This is a genomic window from Nocardiopsis sp. N85 (genome assembly GCF_028882275.1).
GTDB classification, from domain to species: Bacteria; Actinomycetota; Actinomycetes; order Streptosporangiales; family Streptosporangiaceae; genus Nocardiopsis; species Nocardiopsis lambiniae.
Map to the genome: position 1 here is coordinate 103,290 of NZ_JARBUT010000003.1, position 18,028 is coordinate 121,317.

15 protein-coding genes and 1 other RNA gene are annotated in these 18,028 nt (G+C 70.8%); 5 read left to right on the forward strand and 11 right to left on the reverse strand.

The features are described from left to right. Window positions 1-142 precede the first annotated feature (142 nt). The 3 genes from PWG71_RS06230 to PWG71_RS06240 are packed head-to-tail and all read right to left on the reverse strand — an operon-like array spanning window position 143 to window position 3,703. Entirely contained in the window at window positions 143-283 is a 141-nt protein-coding gene (locus PWG71_RS06230) for a hypothetical protein (RefSeq protein ID WP_274808570.1), read from the reverse strand. Next, window positions 283-2,097: a hypothetical protein gene (locus tag PWG71_RS06235; protein WP_274808572.1), complete on the reverse strand. Its 1,815-nt coding sequence runs from the start codon at window positions 2,095-2,097 to the stop codon at window positions 283-285. Before PWG71_RS06235 ends, PWG71_RS06230 begins: the two co-directional genes overlap by 1 nt. A 10-nt stretch (window positions 2,098-2,107) precedes the next feature. After that, window positions 2,108-3,703 (reverse strand): GDSL family lipase, encoded by a 1,596-nt coding sequence (locus tag PWG71_RS06240; protein WP_274808787.1) that lies wholly within the window; start codon window positions 3,701-3,703, stop codon window positions 2,108-2,110. A gap of 547 nt (window positions 3,704-4,250) precedes the next feature. Between PWG71_RS06240 and PWG71_RS06245 the strand changes: the two genes are divergently transcribed. Next, window positions 4,251-5,156, forward strand: a complete 906-nt coding sequence (locus PWG71_RS06245; RefSeq protein ID WP_274808573.1) for a hypothetical protein — start codon at window positions 4,251-4,253, stop codon at window positions 5,154-5,156. 56 nt (window positions 5,157-5,212) lie between these two features. On the opposite strand, the gene PWG71_RS06250 is transcribed toward PWG71_RS06245, so the two are convergent. Beyond that, entirely contained in the window at window positions 5,213-5,728 is a 516-nt protein-coding gene (locus tag PWG71_RS06250) for an NADPH-dependent FMN reductase (protein WP_274808574.1), read from the reverse strand. A gap of 642 nt (window positions 5,729-6,370) precedes the next feature. Between PWG71_RS06250 and nagA the strand changes: the two genes are divergently transcribed. The 4 genes from nagA to PWG71_RS06270 all read left to right on the forward strand — a co-directional run bounded on the left by nagA (window position 6,371) and on the right by PWG71_RS06270 (window position 10,085). Further along, window positions 6,371-7,510: an N-acetylglucosamine-6-phosphate deacetylase gene (gene nagA, locus PWG71_RS06255; protein ID WP_274808575.1), complete on the forward strand. Its 1,140-nt coding sequence runs from the start codon at window positions 6,371-6,373 to the stop codon at window positions 7,508-7,510. Between the two features lie 92 nt (window positions 7,511-7,602). Continuing rightward, window positions 7,603-7,902, forward strand: coding sequence for a hypothetical protein (locus PWG71_RS06260; RefSeq protein ID WP_274808576.1), 300 nt, complete (start codon window positions 7,603-7,605; stop codon window positions 7,900-7,902). 367 nt (window positions 7,903-8,269) lie between these two features. Then, window positions 8,270-9,238 carry an aldo/keto reductase gene (locus PWG71_RS06265; RefSeq protein WP_274808577.1) on the forward strand — a complete coding sequence of 323 codons (969 nt, stop codon included), beginning with the start codon at window positions 8,270-8,272 and terminating at the stop codon, window positions 9,236-9,238. A gap of 109 nt (window positions 9,239-9,347) precedes the next feature. Beyond that, window positions 9,348-10,085, forward strand: a complete 738-nt coding sequence (locus PWG71_RS06270; RefSeq protein WP_274808788.1) for a helical backbone metal receptor — start codon at window positions 9,348-9,350, stop codon at window positions 10,083-10,085. Here PWG71_RS06270 and PWG71_RS06275 read toward each other — a convergent pair. The 7 genes from PWG71_RS06275 to prfB all read right to left on the reverse strand — a co-directional run bounded on the left by PWG71_RS06275 (window position 10,063) and on the right by prfB (window position 17,940). Further along, the gene (locus PWG71_RS06275) at window positions 10,063-10,845 is read right to left on the reverse strand and encodes a class I SAM-dependent methyltransferase (RefSeq protein WP_274808578.1); all 783 of its coding nucleotides are present in this window, start codon (window positions 10,843-10,845) and stop codon (window positions 10,063-10,065) included. The genes PWG71_RS06270 and PWG71_RS06275 overlap by 23 nt on opposite strands. Before the next feature lie 530 nt (window positions 10,846-11,375). Beyond that, window positions 11,376-11,748, reverse strand: a transfer-messenger RNA (tmRNA) gene (gene ssrA / locus PWG71_RS06280). A 382-nt stretch (window positions 11,749-12,130) separates the two neighbouring features. Continuing rightward, window positions 12,131-14,086: a penicillin-binding transpeptidase domain-containing protein gene (locus tag PWG71_RS06285; protein WP_274808579.1), complete on the reverse strand. Its 1,956-nt coding sequence runs from the start codon at window positions 14,084-14,086 to the stop codon at window positions 12,131-12,133. Between the two features lie 23 nt (window positions 14,087-14,109). Beyond that, complete coding sequence (gene smpB / locus PWG71_RS06290) at window positions 14,110-14,577, reverse strand: SsrA-binding protein SmpB (protein WP_274808580.1); 468 nt, start codon at window positions 14,575-14,577, stop codon at window positions 14,110-14,112. Between the two features lie 73 nt (window positions 14,578-14,650). Then, window positions 14,651-15,562 carry a permease-like cell division protein FtsX gene (gene ftsX / locus PWG71_RS06295; RefSeq protein ID WP_274808581.1) on the reverse strand — a complete coding sequence of 304 codons (912 nt, stop codon included), beginning with the start codon at window positions 15,560-15,562 and terminating at the stop codon, window positions 14,651-14,653. A gap of 83 nt (window positions 15,563-15,645) precedes the next feature. After that, window positions 15,646-16,335, reverse strand: coding sequence for a cell division ATP-binding protein FtsE (gene ftsE / locus PWG71_RS06300; RefSeq protein ID WP_017596794.1), 690 nt, complete (start codon window positions 16,333-16,335; stop codon window positions 15,646-15,648). Window positions 16,336-16,821: 486 nt separating this feature from the next. Further along, window positions 16,822-17,940 (reverse strand): peptide chain release factor 2, encoded by a 1,119-nt coding sequence (gene prfB, locus PWG71_RS06305; protein WP_274808582.1) that lies wholly within the window; start codon window positions 17,938-17,940, stop codon window positions 16,822-16,824. Between the last annotated feature and the right edge of the window lie 88 nt (window positions 17,941-18,028).

Sequence of the window (18,028 nt, forward strand, 5' to 3'; positions counted from 1 at the left end):
GGTGCGCACGCCGAGCGGACCCATCGGCCGGACGTTGGTGGGGACGGGGGCGGTCGGGGCAGGGGACCGCCGGAAACGAGGGGACGGGTGGGCGCCCCGCTGGAGGCGAGGCGCCCGAAGGACCTCGTAGAACGCGGGCGGCCTAGCGGTCGCCGTAGTTGTAGAGGGTTTCGTTCACCGGTTCCGCGGTGGCGGTGGACTCGGTGGCGATGTTGGTGACCACCATGGCCGACCCGCCCGCCAGAGCCACACCGATCACGCAGGCGGCGATTACCTTGATCACTAGGGGATCTCCTTCCGCGCGCCCGGACCCCGTTCGGAGCCGGTGCGCTGGGAACCGAGACTAGAACCTGATCTAGCAATAGACCAGATGATTGCCCCAACTGTAACTAACCCCCCGGTAACTTCCAACCCCGAAATGTCGGATTCTTCGGCGTCAACCGGGGATTCCAGCACCTCCAAAAGGGTCATATCAGCCCCTTCGACCACCACCGAGAACCCGTCCACCCCAGACCAGAACCGGTTATCGACCGGGGCGGAGACGGCCACGTGGCGCACGCCCAGAGCCGCCAGCTCCGCCCCGTCCAACCGCTCGGGCATCCCCGTCACGGGATCGGGATCCAGGACCCGGGCCACCTCACGCGCCCGCGCGTCCTCGCCCTCCACCACCACGACCCCGCCGTCGGGGGTGCCCACCACCAGATCGTCGTTCCAGATGGCGCGTCGGTCGAAGAGCTTGGTGGCGGGATCGAGCACCACACCGGGCTCCCCCGACCAGTCGATCCCCCGGTAGGCGTTCCAGGGGAGCACCAGAACCGCCCCGGGGCGCTCGTCGGCGGCCACCGCCGCCTGCGCCTCCCGCCACGCGTCCGGGTACTCCACCGGTGCCAGCGCGCCCTGCGCCCCCCACCACAGGCCGAAGGACAGCAGCACCGGCAGCGCCGCCACCCCGGCGCCCGCCCCGAGTCCGACCGCCGCCCCGGCACCCCCGCCGCCCCCATCGGTCTCGGACCGGGCGGAGGGAAGGGTGAGCCAGTGCACGACGGCGCCCAGCCCCAGGGCCTGGAGGAGCGCGAGCGGGGCGACGTAGAGCTGGCCGTCGCGCAACGGGCCGAAGCCCGGCCACAGGTCGATGAGCGCCGCCGTGAACTCGCGCCCCGGGGCGGTGACGCCCAGGAGGGCGACGGCGAAACCGAGCACGGCCGCCACCGACAGCCCCGCGCCGAAGGACGGCCGCTCCCGGTACAGCCACCACAGCCAGCCCGCCACGGCGGCCAGGCACAGGGCCAGGCGCAGCGCGACGAGCCCCGGGTCCCCATGGTGCGTCGGCACGGCGTTGGCGTTCCACACACCGCCCAGGAGGAACAACGACCCCACGGTCCCCAAGGGGGTGTCGGCCCGGGGCGCGAACGCCTCGACACCGGCGGGGTCGGTCGCCGCCCCCGCGGCCCCCGCCGCCAACGACGGCACCAGCCAGGGCAGCGACACCACGGCCAGCGCCCCCGCGAACAACCCGGCCCGGCGCATTCCGCCGCGGCCCCAGAGGGCGACCGGACCGGCCGTCAGCGCGGTCAGGAGCACCGAGGAGAACCCGCCCACCGCCGCCGGGACCAGGGCCCGCAGCACACCCGCCGAGTACACGACGGGGCGTGCACGGCGCGCCGTCGCCGCCACCGCCCACGGCAACCCCGCGTACCCCAGCAGCATCGCCCACTGGCCGAGCAGCAGACGCTCGGCCACGAACGGGTTCCACACGTACGCCAGACCCGCGGCGGACGCGGCGACCAGCGCCCCCGCCCGGGACGAGCCCAGGGCGTCCGCCATCAGCCGCGCCGCCCCGGCCGCGCCGACGACGAACACCGCCGCCAGCGCCAGGGACTGCACCAGGTCCCCCGGCACCACCGTCGACAACGCCGCCACCACGGCGTCGCTGGGCATCGCCCGTGGGAACCCGTCCGCTCCGCGCAGCACGGTGGGCAGCGAGAGGTCGGGAACGAAGACCATGTCGTAGCGCAGCACGTATCCGCGCCCCAGCGCGGGTCCCAGGGCGAACAGCGCCGTCACCGCGCCCACCGCCCACGGCAGCCATCGGGCCATGCGCGTCCCCCTACGGCCGGGTCGTCAGGATCGAGTCGGAGAACCCGCCCTCGACGTAATCACGGTAGGACCGCACGACGACCTCGTAATCGCCCGACACCGTCAGCGACCAGCGCGGGCCCTCCCCCGTGGTCCCCAGCGTCCGCCACCCGTCCCCGTGCTCGGGTCCGCGCGCGTCGCGTCGCTCGCACAGGACGCCGTCCGAGGCCGGCGGGACGGTCGGCGGCGTCGGTTCGGGCCCGGGTTCCGGCCGGGACGTCGGGGGCGGCTCGGGGACGGGCGGCGAGGGGTCGGGGTCGCGTCCCCCGCCCGGCGGTGGTTCCGGCACCCCGTCATCGGGACCCCGGGACCCCCCGTCGACCGTCTCGTACGGAGGGCGGCGGTCGTCGGCGATCACGCAGTCCAGCGGTCGCACCCACACCTCGTAGTGGGTGGCGTCGTCCACCCGGTCCCACGCCAGGGTCGTCCCGTCGTCCTCAAGACGGATCCCCGCGGGCCCCGGCGGCGGATCGTCGGACCACACCAGCTGAATCGGCTCGGAGGCGACCCCGGCGTCCCCACCCTTGAAGGGGATCACCGTGAACTCGTACCGGGCCCCGCTGAACAGGCCCTCCACCAGAGCGGATCGGTCCCGGCCGTCCGAGACGACCTCCAGCGGGAGCACGGTCTCCTCGTCCGGGTCGGGGGTCACCCGACGCTGCGTCACCCGGTAGTCGGTCGCTCCCGGCACCGTCTCCCAGGCGAGCAGCAGCCCCTCATCGGTCTCCTCAGGCTCCGGTTCGGGGGCGACCCGCGGCCCGACCTCCGCGTCGGGCAACGGACGCGGGTGGGCCGGGCCCACCCCGAGAGGGTTCGAGAGCGCGTCGGCGAACGCCGCGGCGATGCGCAGTTGGCCCCGCCCGTTGGGGTACGCCCCGTCCCAGTTGTCATGGGCGGGCGCGTACCCGTCGGCGACCCGGGCGATGACGACCGGCGAGGCCGCGGAGGTGAGGCGGCCGGCAAGGTCGACCACGCCCATGTTGAAACGGGCGATCTCGGAGTTGATCCGGTCGTCGTCGGGGCTCCCCTCGACGGGGGGCAGCTCCCCCACGACGAACCGTGTCTCCCCCCGCACCACGCGCACCGTGGAGACGGTCTCGCCGACCCCCGCGAGCGCGTGGTCGGCGCTCCCGCCCGCCATGATGCCCTCGAACCCGGCGAGCAGCAGCAGGTAGTGGGGCTCGTGCTCGGCGGCCTGACGGGAGACCTCGTCGGAGAGCTCCCCGGCCGAGTGCCCCCAGCGGGCGGCGTGGTCCCGGTCGAACGCGGGATCGGCGTAGGTCTCGTCGCCGAACCCCTCCTCCTCCAGGTCGTACATGTCGTCGTAGGGACCGACGAAGTCGAACTCGACCCGGTTCTCGGTGAGGTGCCGCCACAGGTGGTAACGCCAGGTGTGGTCGCCGCTGCTGCCCTGGGTGAGGGCGTCCCCGACGATCATCATCCGCAGTTCGCCCGAGGGCGGACCGGGCACCGGGACGGGCTCCCCGACGGATTCGCCGTCGCTCCCGCCGAACCCCGGGGAAGCGGCCTGGATGAACAACAGGGTGACGGCCATGGCCGAGAGCATGATGCCGAGCAGGCCCAGGGGTCCGGGTTCGAAACGGGAGGGGCGGCTCCGATGGCGCCAGGAGGCCAGCCAGCGCCAGGTGAGGGTGCGCCAGCTCAGGTCCTGCCAGGTGAGGTCGCGCAGGGGGGCGAGGGCATCGGCGGTCCGCGCGCGCAGGGCGCCCCACCATCGCGCGGGAACGGTCCGGAACCGGCCCCGCGCAGCACGCGGGGCGGCACCGCCCTCCTCGGAGGAGGACGCGGAGGTGTCCTCTTCGGGCTCACGTGGGTCCCGCACCGTGCCCCATTCCCACCGTCGCGCCGCAGACGGTATCGGAACGTGTTCTACATCAACAAACGCCGCACCATCGACGCTCACCGTACATCGCGAGTGCGGCTGGCCACACCAGACTAGAACTGGTTATATGGAAGCCGTCAACCCGCGCACGCCCCATTGGGGCGATGGGAGTGCCGTAGAGCACGACGTTAGCGGTACCCCGTACCGGACGGCGACCCGCCCCTCTCCTCACCGTCCCGGGCGGCCGTCCCCCGAGCCGAAAGGCGCCCCCGTGATCGGACTCGTGGTCGCCCTGTTGTCCGCCGTGGTCTACACCGTCGGCCTGACCGTGGAACAACGGGCACTGCACGGCTCGGAGTCGATCTCGATCAACCGGCCCCTCCACCTCGCCCGCGTCCTGCTCGGCAACCCCCGCTGGGTGCTCGGCTGCGTGTTCGCCGCCCTGGGCAGCGTCGGGCTCATCGTCTCCCTGGGTCTGGCCCCGGTGTCGATCGTCCAGCCCGCCTTCGCCGCGGGCGTGGCCTGCGGCCTGCTCGTCATGACCCTGGTCCTGGGCGAGCGCATCACCCGCGGGGAGTACGTCGCCCTGGGGCTGATGCCGGTCGCGCTCGGCCTGCTGAGCCTGTCCACCGCCGACGGAGGCGAGACCGGAACGACCGCGCACACTCCGCTCCTGGTCACCGTCAGCCTGGTCACCGTGGTCGCCTGCGTCGTGGTGATGGCCGCCGTCGGCGGTCGGGGCCGATACGTGTCGGCCGCGGCGATGGGCGCCGCCGCGGGCCTGGCCCAGGGCAGCGCCGGACTCCAGGGCAAGGGGCTCGGCGGCCTGCTCGCCGACAACGGGCTGTGGGAGGCGATCGTCCCCGCGCTGCTCTCCCCGTTCCCCTACCTGTACGCCCTGGGCTGGGCGGTGGGGATCGTGCTGTTCCAGACCTCGATGCAGCGTGCCCGCGCCTCGATCACCGCACCGGTGTCCAACGTCGTGGGCAACGTGTTCATGGTCGTGGTCGGCACGCTGGTGTTCGGGGAGAGCCTGCCCGAGGACCCGCTACTGCTGGGACTGCGGGTGGGCGGCTTCGCGTTGACCCTGGTCGTGGTGGTCCTGGTGCGCGGCAACGTGGCCCGGGCCGAGGCCGACACCAGCCGCAAGCGCGCGGCCGCCCTGGCCGGGGACTGAGCACGGAGCACGCCGTCGGGGCCCCGACCAGGGGACCCCGACGGCGCGTGCGCGGATCAGGCCGCGACGGAGACGGCCTGGCGCAGGCCGGGGGCGGCGACGTCGGCCCAGGCGCGCACGACGCTCTCGGGACGGCCGGTCTCGTCCTCGGACAGGATCAGACCGGGCTCGGCGACCCAGGCGCCCAGGTCGGCGAGGAGGATGCGCAGGTCCTCCTCGATGCCGTGGCTGTTGCGCAGGTCGTCGACGATCGCGAGGGGCACCGCGACGGTGTGGCCCAGCCCCAGCTCGGGCAGGCGGTCGAGGAAGACCTTGAGCAGTCCGGTGTAGGTGCCGTGCGCCTGCGGGGAGGCGACCAGGAGGACGTCGCTCTCACGCACACGGTCCAGCGCGCCCTCGACGGCGGCGGAGGTCTCGGAGAGCAGTTCGGGTCCCAGGTCGCCGAGGTCGATGACCTCGGGGGCCTCGGTGACGCCGGCGCGGGCGGCCACCTCGGCGGCGGCCGCGAGTGCGGTGGAGCGGACGGAGGCGCGGGAGCGGGGGGCGGCGACGAGCACGGTGAAGCGGGTCATGCGAGACTCCTGGGTTCGGTCAGAGCGAGCCGGGATCGACCGGAGGAACCGTCGGGGTGGTCATCGGAATCGAAACCATCCCCGGCAGTGGGGATTGCGATGCGGTGACACCGGAGAGGACCGTCGTTCCTCTTACCGACACGGTGCGCGGACCTCGTCGTCCAGGACGTGGCGTGTCGGGTCTGGCAAGGCTGCTCCTCGGACCGGGATACGGTCCGGGACCCAGAACTGGGAGAAGATGAGCGTCCGGTGTCTGCGAAGGGCGGGGCACGGGGTACACCCGTGGCGCGGGGCGCTGGCCCCGCTAGGCGCAGCTACGACAGAGCGCGCTCGCCTGCTGTCTGAGGTCGACGTGCAGGCGCTGGACAAGCAGCTCACCGGCGGACATGCCTCCATGATGGGGCGACGTGGCCGCTATCGTCAATGCGTACCGGCGACCCGCCTTGGATCCGCTCCGCCCCGGATCGGACGGTCCACCCTTCGGACAGGCGTCCCGAGGATCGGGATTTCCCAGCTCCGCAGGGGGTGTGCGGGCCGGAGAGGGGCGCGCACGCCCGTCTCCCGAAGGCCCGGTCACGCAAATGTAATGTGCGACACACGAACCCTCCGCACGGGGTGACGAAGCGAGAGAGAGCCACGAACATGGTGCACGACCCCGTCACGCTCACCGACGCGCGGGTGGTGACGCCCGACGGCGTTCACCGGGGCCGGATCCGGATCGAGAACGGCCGGATCGCCGCCCTGGAGCCGGATTCCTCCCCCGCGACCGGTGAGGTCCGCGACCTGGGCGGGGCCTGGGTCGTCCCGGGCCTGGTCGACGTCCACGTGCACGGCGGCGCGGGACACGCCTTCCCCGACGCCGATCCGGAGGGCGCCCTGGCCACGATCCGGTTCAACCGGGCCCGCGGGGTGACCGCGATGGTGGGCGGCCTGGTGGCCGCGACCCCGGAGGACACGGTCCGCCAGGTGTCGGCGCTGGCCGAGCTGTGCGACACCGGCGAGCTGGCGGGCATCTATCTGGAGGGCCCCTTCATCGCCCGGTCCAGGTGCGGCGCGCACGATCCCGACCTGCTGCGGGACCCCGACACCTCCGAGTTCGACGCCTGGTTGAAGGCCGGTCGGGGACACGTCCGCATGATCACGGTGGCGCCGGAGCTGCCGGGCGCGCTGGACCTGATCCGCGCGGCCGCCTCCTCCGGCGTGGTGGCGGCGGTCGGGCACACCGACGCCTCCTACGAGACGACGTTGGCGGCGGTGGACGCCGGCGCGACGGTGGCCACCCATCTCTACAACGCGATGCGCCCGCTGGGACACCGCGACCCGGGTCCGATCGCGGCGCTGCTCGGCGACGAGCGGGTGACCGTGGAGCTGATCATGGACAACGTGCACGTCCACCCGGGCGCGGCACGGCTGGTCTTCGCGGCGGTGGGCGCGGGACGGGTGTCGCTGGTCACCGACGCGATGTCCGCGACGGGACTGGGCGACGGCGAGTACACGCTGGGCGATCTGCGGGTGCGGGTGAGTTCCGGGGAGGCGCGCCTGGTGGAGACGGGCGCCATCGCCTCCAGCACGATCGTGCTGCCGCAGGCGGTGCGCAACGCGGTGGAGGGCCTGGGCGTGGACGTCCCGGCGGCGGTGCGTTCCGCGTCGTCGGTGCCGGCGGCGTCGCTGGGGCTGACCGATGCGGGTCGGATCGAGGTGGGCGGGACCGCCGATCTCGTGGTGCTGTCCGACGACCTCACGGTCGCGGACGTGATGTACCAGGGCTCATGGGTGACCTGACGGCGTGTCGCCCCAACGTTTCGAACTGGTTGTTCAACGCTGGGTGAGAATGACGGGAAGGGCTCCGCGCCCGACACGAAAGGATCACCACCATGACCCGACCCAGACAGGAAGAGTCGGCCCGTGTGTCGTCCGAAGAGCACGAGCACTTGGACAAACTAGCCGATGAGCTGTCCCGTTACGACGTCCGCGCGGACGTCGTGGACGAACACGGCCCCTGTCTGCGGGTGAGCAACCCGGCGTCCGCCCTCGCGGTCGAGGACGTGATCTGTGAGCGCCGGGAACACGACTTCGCCTTCATCGCCTCCTTCGGCGTCCACCTGGGCAGTAGCGGCAGCCTCGGTGTCGCGGCCCACAAGATCGCCTGGCTGGTGGGAGCGACCGAGGCCTGAAGGGTCGACGGTGGGGCGGTGCCGTGTCGGCACCGCCCCACCGTGCTCCCGGGCCTTCCCGGCAGGTCCCTTACGATGTAGATTCCGATTTGCACCACTCGCCCACATATGCCCGACCTGTCCGGGGGCACCGTCCCCCGTAGTGGTATCGGGCATGGACGATCCGCACCTCGTCCTCGGTCACCCGGTAGACGACGCTGTTCGCGGGTGATCCGTCGCGAGCGGTACCCGGACGGGTCGCGGCTCCGGCCCGCCGACGCCGAACGGGGTCGGCGAGTCGGTCCGTGGTGACGCCGGCCCCTTCCCTCGCACCGATCGGCGGTCTAGGGTGCGGCACGGACGCCACGCCGATGAGAAGGGCAGCCCCATGGAGCACGTCACGCTCGGCCGGACCGGACTACAGGTCTCCCCCATCACCCTGGGCTGCATGAGCTACGGGGTGCCCGACCGGGGCGCCCACGACTGGAGCCTCGATGAGGAGGCCGCGCGCCCGTTCGTCCGTCGGGCCGTCGAGGCCGGCATCAACTTCTTCGACACCGCCAACGTGTACTCCGACGGCACCAGCGAGGAGATCGTCGGCCGTCTGCTCAAGGAGTACGCGAACCGCGACGAGATCGTCCTGGCCACCAAAGTGTTCGGGCGCATGCGCCCGGGTCCCAACGGCGGCGGGCTCTCGCGCAAGGCGATCATGACCGAGATCGACCACAGCCTGCGCCGCCTGGACACCGACCACGTCGACCTCTACCAGATCCACCGCTGGGACCCGAGGACGCCCGTCGAGGAGACGGTCGAGGCGCTGCACGACGTGGTCAAGGCGGGCAAGGCCCGTTACGTGGGCGCCTCCTCGATGTACGCCTGGCAGTTCGCCAAGGCCCTGAAGGTCGCCGAGCTGAACGGCTGGACCCGGTTCGTCAGCATGCAGAACCACTACAACCTGCTCTACCGCGAAGAGGAACGGGAGATGCTGCCGCTGTGCGCGGACGAGGGCATCGCCGTCCTGCCGTGGAGTCCGCTGGCGCGCGGTCTGCTCACGCGCGAATGGGGCACCCAGACCGCCCGCAGCCGAGGCGACGTCTTCGGCGGCACCCTCTACCGCGACGAGGACCACCGGATCGTCGACGCGGTCGGGGCGATCGCGAAGGAACGGGACGTGCCCCGGGCCCGGGTCGCCCTGGCCTGGGTGGCGCACAACCCGGTGGTCACCTCGCCGATCGTCGGGGCCACCCGACCCCACCACCTGGAGGACGCGATCGCCGCCCTGTCCCTGGAGCTGACCGACGACGAGGTCGCGGAGCTGGAGCGTCACTACACCCCGCGCCCGATCGCCGGCCACTGATGTCGCACCGGGGATCTTCGTGGAACGGTGGACCGGAGATGAGGCCCCCGGGCCCCTCGCGGTTCCGTCGGCGCACCGGCCGCCCGGCCGAACACCCGGGACGGCGCTCCTGAACCCCGTCGACGACCTCGGCCACCCGGTCCCCCTCCCGGACCGGGTGCGCCGGGTGGTGTCCCTCGTCCCGTCGCTGACCGAGGCGCTGGCCGCCACCGACCCCGGGATCCTGGTGGGCGTCACCGTCTGGTGCCCGGCCGACCCGGCCGTGGAACGGCTGCGCGGCACCAAGAACCCGCACCTGCGGCGGATCATCGAGCTGGCACCCGACCTGGTCGTCGCCAACAAGGAGGAGAACAGGGAACGGCACGTACGAGAGCTGCGCGCGGCCGGCGTCCCCGTGTGGGTGACCGACATGCGCACCGTCCCGGGAGCGCTGGCCTCCCTGCGGCGTCTGCTCTGGGCCTGCTCACTCGCCGACCCGGGCTGGCTCGCCGAGGCCGAACGGGTCTGGGCGGCCCCCGCGCCCGCGATCGGCCTCCGGGTGGCGGTGCCGATCTGGCGGGATCCGTGGATGTTCGTGGGCGCCGACACCTACGCCGACGACGTCCTGACCCGGTTGGGCGCGATCAACGTGTGCGCGGACCACGCACGCTACCCTCGGGCTTCCCCCGAGGAGATCGACGCCGACCTGGTGCTCCTGCCCGACGAGCCCTACCGGTTCGGCCCGGACGACGGCCCGGAGGCGTTCCCCGGAACACCGTCGATCTGTATCGAGGGCCGCGACCTCACCTGGTACGGCCCGGCGATGATCACCGCCAGGGAGCACCTCACCGCCGCTCTGGCACGGTGACGCGGATCTTGGACTGTCCGTGCGGCAGTTCCTCCCAGTCCGCCATGAAACGGGCGCTCAGCCCGTGCTTCTCGGCCAGGGCGACGAGCGTCTCGGTGCGGTAGTAGAAGTCCTCCCGCAGCACGTGGTGCTCGGCGCCCTCGGTCCGGTCGAAGGTGAAGTCGAAGAACCCACCAGGGGCCAGCACCCTTCCCACGTGGGCCAGACACTCGTCGATGACCTCGATCGGGGAGTGGGAGAACACGCTGTGGGCGTGTACCACGTCGAAGCGCCCCTCCGGCAGGAAGTCGAAGGTCAGGTCCCGGACCAACGTCAGATGGGGCAGTTTGGCCTGGAGTCGCCGCTCGCTGAGCGTCCCCTTCGCGGCGATGAGGATGTCGGGGGAGATGTCGATCCCGTAGTAGCCGCCCGCGTTCAGGTGATCGATGAACCGCCACCCGGCACGCAGGTTGCCACAGCCGATCTCCAACAACCGGTGCTCCGGTCGCAGCCCGTGCCCCACCAGGTAGTCGAACTGCATCCGGCCCAGTTCCAGCCACCGTTCCTCGTTGCGACTGCCCACCGCCGCCTTGGGGTCCCGAGCGGTGTCGTCGGCCATCACCGCGCGGTAGTAGGAGACGTGATCACGGTGGCGCAGACGCAATCCCAGGTCACGGGCCGACCGGCGCAGGTAGGGCGCCACTTTTCCGGGGTTGCGCAGCGCGTAGCGGACCTTGTGCAGGAGAGAGGCGCGGTTGCGGTCCAAGGGAGCGGCGGTCATGCGGGGGTCCCATCGTGAGGGGCGGAGAGCCTCCCGAGGGTACCCACCCGCTCCCCCGAACGACAGGGGGTGTCCGCTTCCGATCCCTCGAATGCGGGGGGTTCGGGGGGTCTCCCCCCGGCAGGCATGACGAAGGGCGACTCCTGCGAGGCGGCCGTAGGCCCCCGAACAGAATCGCCCCACACGGGCACAGCCCGCACTGCGACACAACAGCGCCTACCGCACAGGGCCCCGATACCCACCACCGCGACCCCAGGGGGTCACCCCGGGGGGTTCGGGGGGTCTCCCCCCGGCAGGCATGACGAAGGGCGACTCCCGCGAGGCGGCCACAGGCCCCCGAACAGAATCGCCCCACACGGGCACAGCCCGCACCGCGACACAACAGCGCCTACCGCACAGGGCCCCGATACCCACCACCGCGACCCCAGGGGGTCACCCCGGGGGGTTCGGGGGGTCTCCCCCCGGCAGGCATGACGAAGGGCGACTCCCGCGAGGCGGCCGTAGGCCCCCGAGCAGAGTCGCCCCGAGTCGAGTGGAGGTGGCGGGAATCGAACCCGCGTCCTTCGATGACGGGCCAGAGCTTCTCCGGGTGCAGTCTGTAGTATCGCTCTACTCGGCCCCAGCGCTTGTACAGACACATCGCTGACGGGCCCAGCCACGAAAATGTCCCACTCGGGCCCCGTGGCCTGATCCGAGCGGTAAGTCATCTGGCTGATGCCGGACCCCGGGCCGATGACGAGCCCGGACCGACAGAGTCGCTATCGCTTAGGCAGCGAGAGCGAACTCAGTGCGCTTGGAATTGGCACTTGTGTTTATCGTGAATGCAGGATTAACGAGGTCACAAACACAACCCTCGACCCGCTTCCCCTGGAACGCCGACCGAAGTCGAAACCGATCACCCCCTGTGAAGTTGTCAAGGCTCCTCCGGCCGTGACCGGTGTCGCCCGCAACGAGCGGCGGACCACTCGCGTGTTCGCCACTCTACCGGTTCAACGCGATCGGGTCCACGTGAATTCCCGTCCGGGGCGATGTCTTCCCGAACAGGGAGAAACCCCCGCGGGGCGGACTCTAGAGTGGTCTACGCTCACCCGCGGGGGCCGGTCGGCAGGGTCGGGCCGACCGTTGGAACCGGCAGGATCTCCCCCGAGATGAGGTCCTGCCTCACACACCGGCCCGCTACCCCCTGTCGCGGTGCCAGGTACACGGGAAGACGCGAGCGGTCCTCCCGAAGGTTGCGGGAGGACCGCCCGTTTTACCGCACCAGAAGGCTTTCCGTACGTCGTGCTTACCAGCCGGTCTCCTCGACCGCGTTGAGGTCCGCCTCTTCGAGCGGCGCATCGGCCGGAACCTCGGGGAGCCCCTGGGCCATGCCGGAGAGGAAGGACTGCGCGGCCATGACCCCGTACTGCGCCATCATGGTCTGGGCCGGTTCGACCTCGGCCAGGACCGCGAAGGCCACGTTCCCCTGGTAGCCGACGAACCAGTGCAGCGCGGTCTCCCCCTGCTCGGTGCGCACGGCCTGCCCGTACACCTCGCCCTCGCCGACACCGATGGTCAGTTCGGGCATCCGCTGGACGACGGCCTCGCGCAGACCCTGACGGATGATCTGTAGGTCGGCCTCGGACGGAGCGCCGCCCTCACCGGCGGAGGGGGCGTCCCCGCGCACCAGCAGCGGCGCGTGCGGGGTGCCGTCGGCGACGGTGGCGGCGGCCAGGGCCATCGACAGCGGGCTGACCCGTACCCCGTGCTCGCCGATCATGGCGGAGGCGAGTTCGACCTCGTCGTCGCCGATCTCGATCTCACCGGCGGAGGCCGGGACGGCCAGCTGCCAGTCCTGACCGATACCGAGCCGCAGGGCGCTCTCGGCGAGCGCGTCGGCGCCCACCTCCTCGCCCAGGCCGGCGAAGCCGACGTTGCAGCTGAAGGCGATGTTGCGGACGAGGTTGGGGTCGAAGCTCAGCGAACCGCCGCTGGGATTGGTGAAGGTCTGCCCGCCGATCTCGACGCTCGGCACACAGGGCACCTCGCTCGTCGGGGTCGCCGCGCCGGTCTCCAGCGCGGCCAGGGCGGCCACCATGCCGAAGGTCCCGCCGGGCTTGTAGGAACCGGTGAGGGCGCCGTCGTCGGCGGTGTCGTCGGAGGCGTTGGCCGCCGCCAGGATTTCGCCGTTGGTGGTGTCGACCGCCACCAGGTAACCGTTGCCGGGCATCCCGGTGAGCGCGTTCTCCGCGGCCCGCTGCACACCGACGTCCAGGGTGGTCTCGATGACCCCGCTGCGCTCGCCCTCCCACGCCTCCAGGACGCCGGTGATCTCACCGTCGGCGTCCAGGGTGACGACCTGCGTGGTCGCCGATCCCGCCAGCTCGTGCTGGAAGATGTTCTGGAGGCCGCTCAGGCCGACGGTGTCGCCCGCCTGGTACGGGCCGGGCACCCGGGAGGAGACCCGGTGCTCCGCGGTGCCGGCGACCTCGCCCAGCAGGAACGGGGCGACCTGCGGGGTGAGGTTGATCTCCACCTCCTGCACGTCCGCGCCGGGGATGCGGCGGATGTCGGCCAGCAGACCCTGGTTCACGCTGGAGTCGCGCATGAGCACCAGCGGCTGGAACTGTTCCGGCGGTGCCGAGCGCACCCGGTTGAGCAGCGGGGCGGGGTCCTCCTCCAGGAGTTCGGCGAGTTCGGTGACCCCGGTCTCCCTGTCCTCCATGTCGGCGGGTATCACCCCGAAGGCGGTCACCCGGTCCGCGGTGACCAGGGGCTGCCCGGAGCGGTCGAGGATCTGACCGCGTTCCTGGGTCTCGTAGCTGACCGCGAGCCGCTCGTCGTCGCTCAGGTCGGGGTGCAGGACGCTGGGGGACCAGGTGATCCGCCAGCCGTCCGGGCCCCACGCCAGCGGCATCCGGCCGGTGTAGTCCCAGGTCGGGTCGCCGATGCCGAGGTCGGCGTGGGCCGAGAACTCGGCGGTGGCGTTCTCCTTGTCGTCCCGGGAGATGGGGCCGAGCCCGAACCGCAGGGAGGCCAGATCGAGCTGTTCCCGCATCTCCACGAGGGACCGCTCCACCTCCTCGGGGTCACCGTCGGTGTAGCGGGCGGCGGCGGCGTGGTCCCCGTCCTGCCAGGCGAGCAGGAATGACCTGACCGCCACCTCGGGACTGGGGTTGGGTGTGCACGCGGCCAGGGTGGTAGCGAGGAGCAGGGCGCTACCGGCGGCCGTGATCTTCCGGCCTGAGGGACGGGGGGACACCGTGTGTGTTCCTTTCGGGCGCCTCATCGGTTACGGCGGCGGAGCGCGCGTTCCATGTCCCGCTTCGCCTCGCGTTCGGCGATGTCTTGGCGCTTGTCGTACTCGCGCTTACCGCGCGCCAGAGCGATCTCGACCTTGACCCGCCCGTCGCTGAAGTACAGGGACAACGGGACCAGTGTGTACCCGGGCTCCCGGGTCTTGCCGATGAGCCGGGAGATCTGCGCGCGATGCAGGAGTAGCTTACGCGATCGTCGGGACGCGTGGTTGGTCCAGGTTCCCTGGGAGTACTCCGGAATGTGCACGTTCTCCAGCCACACCTCACCGTCCCCGATGTGCGCGAAGCCGTCGACGAGGGAGGCCCGCCCCTCTCTGAGCGATTTCACCTCGGTGCCGGTGAGGACGAGTCCCGCCTCGTAGGTCTCGTCGATGTGGTAGTCGTGCCGGGCACGCCGATTCTGCGCGATGAGCTTGTGCCCGGTTTCCCGTGCCACAGAGTCGTCCCTTCAATACGTCCGGGGGGCACGTGGCCCCCCGGTTGGTCGTGTCCGTCCCCGACGGCCCGCGTCAGACCTTGAGGTACCGGCGCAGGGTGAGGAAGGAGGTGACGGTGCACAGGAGCACACCGAGGATCATCGAGACACCGATGACGTACATGAGCGAACCGGTGCCCAGGGCGATGTCGAACTGGAACCAGTCCTCCACACGGGTGAGCAGCGTGAACCGGGTGGCCACGATGAACCCGGAGGCGATGAGACCACCGGCGAGACCGGCGATGGCGCCTTCGAGGAGGAACGGCAGCTGGATGTAGAAGTTCGAGGCACCGACCAGGCGCATGATGCCCGTCTCACGGCGGCGGCTGTAGGCCGACAGACGGATGGTGTTGCCGATCAGCAGCGCGGCCGCGGCCAACTGCACACCCGCGACCAGCAGCGCGGCCCACTTGAGGCCGTCGAGGAGATCGAAGAACTGTTCGAGCACCCGCTGGTCGTTGGAGATCGAGTCGACGCCGGCGCTACCCTCGACGGCGGCCCGGACGGTGTTGTAGTACTCCGGGTTGGTGAGCTGCACCCGGAAGTTGTCCGGGATGTCGCCCTCCTGGGCGGCGGCGGCCAGGGCCTCGTTGGAGGATCCCAGTCGCTCCTGGAAGTCCTGCCAGGCCTCGGCGGCGGTCAGGTACTGGACGTCCTGGACCTGTTCCATCCCCGTCAGCTTGGCCTCCAGTGCCTCCCGGTCCTCCTGGGTGGCGGGCCCGTTGTCCTGACAGGTCTCGGTCGGCGAGATCTCGTTGCACATGTAGATGGTGAGCGTGATCCGCTCGTCCCAGTAGTTGCGCATCTCGGAGACCTGCTGGTTGACCAGCAGGCCGGCGCCGAAGAGAGCCAGTGAGATGGCCACCGTGGTGATGACCGCGATGGTCATCGTCAGGTTCCGACGCAGGCCGATCCACGTCTCGGAGAGAACGAATTGTGCTCGCATGATCTGTTAAAGGTCCATCCTTGGGTGGTTCGCCGCGCCGGTCCCCGCAGCGGTGTGGGCCGCCCGGCGCCGGGCGCCAGAGGTCAGTACGCCTGGCCGTAGACGCCGCGCGTCTGGTCGCGCACCACCAGGCCCTCTTCAAGCTCGATCACGCGCTTGCGCATCGAGTCGACGATGGCGGCGTCGTGGGTCGCCATGACGACGGTGGTACCCGTGCGGTTGATCCGGTCCAGGACCTTCATGATGCCGATGGAGGTGGCGGGGTCGATGTTGCCGGTGGGCTCGTCGGCCAGCAGGATCTGCGGGCGGTTGACGAAGGCGCGGGCGATGGCCACGCGCTGCTGCTCACCACCGGAGAGCTCGCCCGGCATGCGACCGGCCTTGCCCTCCAGACCGACCAGCTCGACGACCTCGGGAACGACCTTGCGGATGAACCTGCGCGGCTTGCCGATGACCTCCAGGGCGAACGCGACGTTCTCGAAGACGTTCTTGTTCGGCAGCAGCCGGAAGTCCTGGAAGACGCAGCCGATGCGGCGGCGCAGGTGCGGGACCTTCCAGTTGGACAGGCGCGCGAGGTCCTTGCCGGCCACGTGCACACGGCCCTTGTCGGGCTTCTCCTCCTTGAGGACCAAGCGGAGGAAGGTCGACTTGCCGGAGCCGGAAGGACCGACCAGGAAGACGAACTCGCCCTTGTCTACGTCAATGGAAACGCCGTCGAGCGCGGGGCGCTTCTGGGTCGGATAGACCTTGGTGACGTTATCGAAGTGGATCACAGGCGCATCACAAGGTTCTCGAAGGTATGGGTACCCGCGGCGGAGAGGACTCCGCGTGGGGATCGTACCGGCCGCACGGCCAACCGACAGTGTAGAGGGGGCCGGGGCCCGGATGGTCCAGGCCGCGTCGCACCCGAAGATTCCGTGCACTATCGGACAACAGCCACGAGCATATCGGAGGTGTCAACCGATGATAACGTTCACATATAGCCGTTTCGGTAAAACCACGGAGTCGTGAGCATCACCATTGGGCTACAACCACGACATTCTCCCCCATGGCACTCACCTGCGGCGTCCGTGTCGGCACCCAGAGTGCACCCCCGCGGCCCGATGCGGGGACGACCCGGACATTACAGGGAGAAGGTCCTCGTTCTCCCGACGCCCCGCCGCCTCCGAGGAGGGAGCGGAACGGCCGGGGTCCGCGCATTACAGGGAGAAGGTCCCCGATCCGCGCGGCCGTGCCCCGGCCGATGTCCACGTCGTGACTCAGGCGTCCTCGGCGCGCTCGCGGCTGCGCATCCAGCGGATCTCCGAGTCGATGAACTCGTCGATCTCGCCGTCCAGCACCGCCGTCGTGTTGCCGGTCTCCATGCCGGTGCGCACGTCCTTGACGCTCTGGTAGGGCTGCAACACGTAGTTGCGCATCTGGGTGCCCCAGCTGCTCACGGAGTCGCCGCGGATCTCGTCGAGCGCCGCCCGCTCCTCCTCGCGCTTGCGCGCCAGCAGCTTGGCCTGGAGCATCGACATCGCGGTCGCCTTGTTCTGGAGCTGGGACCGCTCGTTCTGGCAGGACACCACGATGCCGGTGGGCAGGTGGGTGATGCGCACCGCCGAGTCGGTGGTGTTGACGCCCTGACCGCCGGGACCGGACGACCGGTACACGTCGATGCGCAGCTCGGTCTCGTCGATGTCGATGTGGTCGCTCTGCTCCACCATCGGGACGACGTCCACACCGGCGAAGGAGGTCTGGCGCCGGTTCTGGTTGTCGAACGGGGAGATCCGCACCAGGCGGTGGGTGCCGTGCTCGCCGCGCAGGGTGCCGTAGGCGAACGGCGACTTGACCGCGAACGAGGTGGACTTGATGCCCGCCTCCTCCGCGTAGGAGGTCTCGTAGATCTCCGTGGGGTAGCCGTGGCGCTCGGCCCAGCGCAGGTACATCCGCTGGAGCATCTGCGCCCAGTCCGCGGCGTCCACGCCGCCCGCCTGGGAGTTGATGGTGACGATGGCCTCGCGCTCGTCGTGCGGACCGTTGAGGAGGGTGCGCACCTCCAGCTCGCCGATCTCCTTGCGGAGCTGTTCGAGCTCGCGGTCGGCCTCGGCCTTGGTGTCGGCGTCGTCCTCGCCCTCGGCCAGTTCGTAGAGCACACCGAGGTCGTCGAGCCGCTGCCCGATGGCCCCGATCTTGTCGACCATGGACTCCAGGCTGGAGAGCTCACGCGTCACCTTCTGCGCGTTGCCCTGGTCGGCCCACAGTTCGGGGTCGGCGGACTGCTCGCGCAGCTCGGCGATCCGGGTGCGCATCTCCTCCAGGTCCAACACGGCGGAGACGCTCGCCAGGGTCGCCGCGAGGTCCTTGATCTTCTCTGCTGGGTCCAGTTCTGCCACGGACCCCAGTGTAGGCCCCCGCCCCGGACCGCCCGTCATCGGAAACGGCGACCGGGGCCGCTCGAAGGAGCGGCCCCGGTCGTCCCCT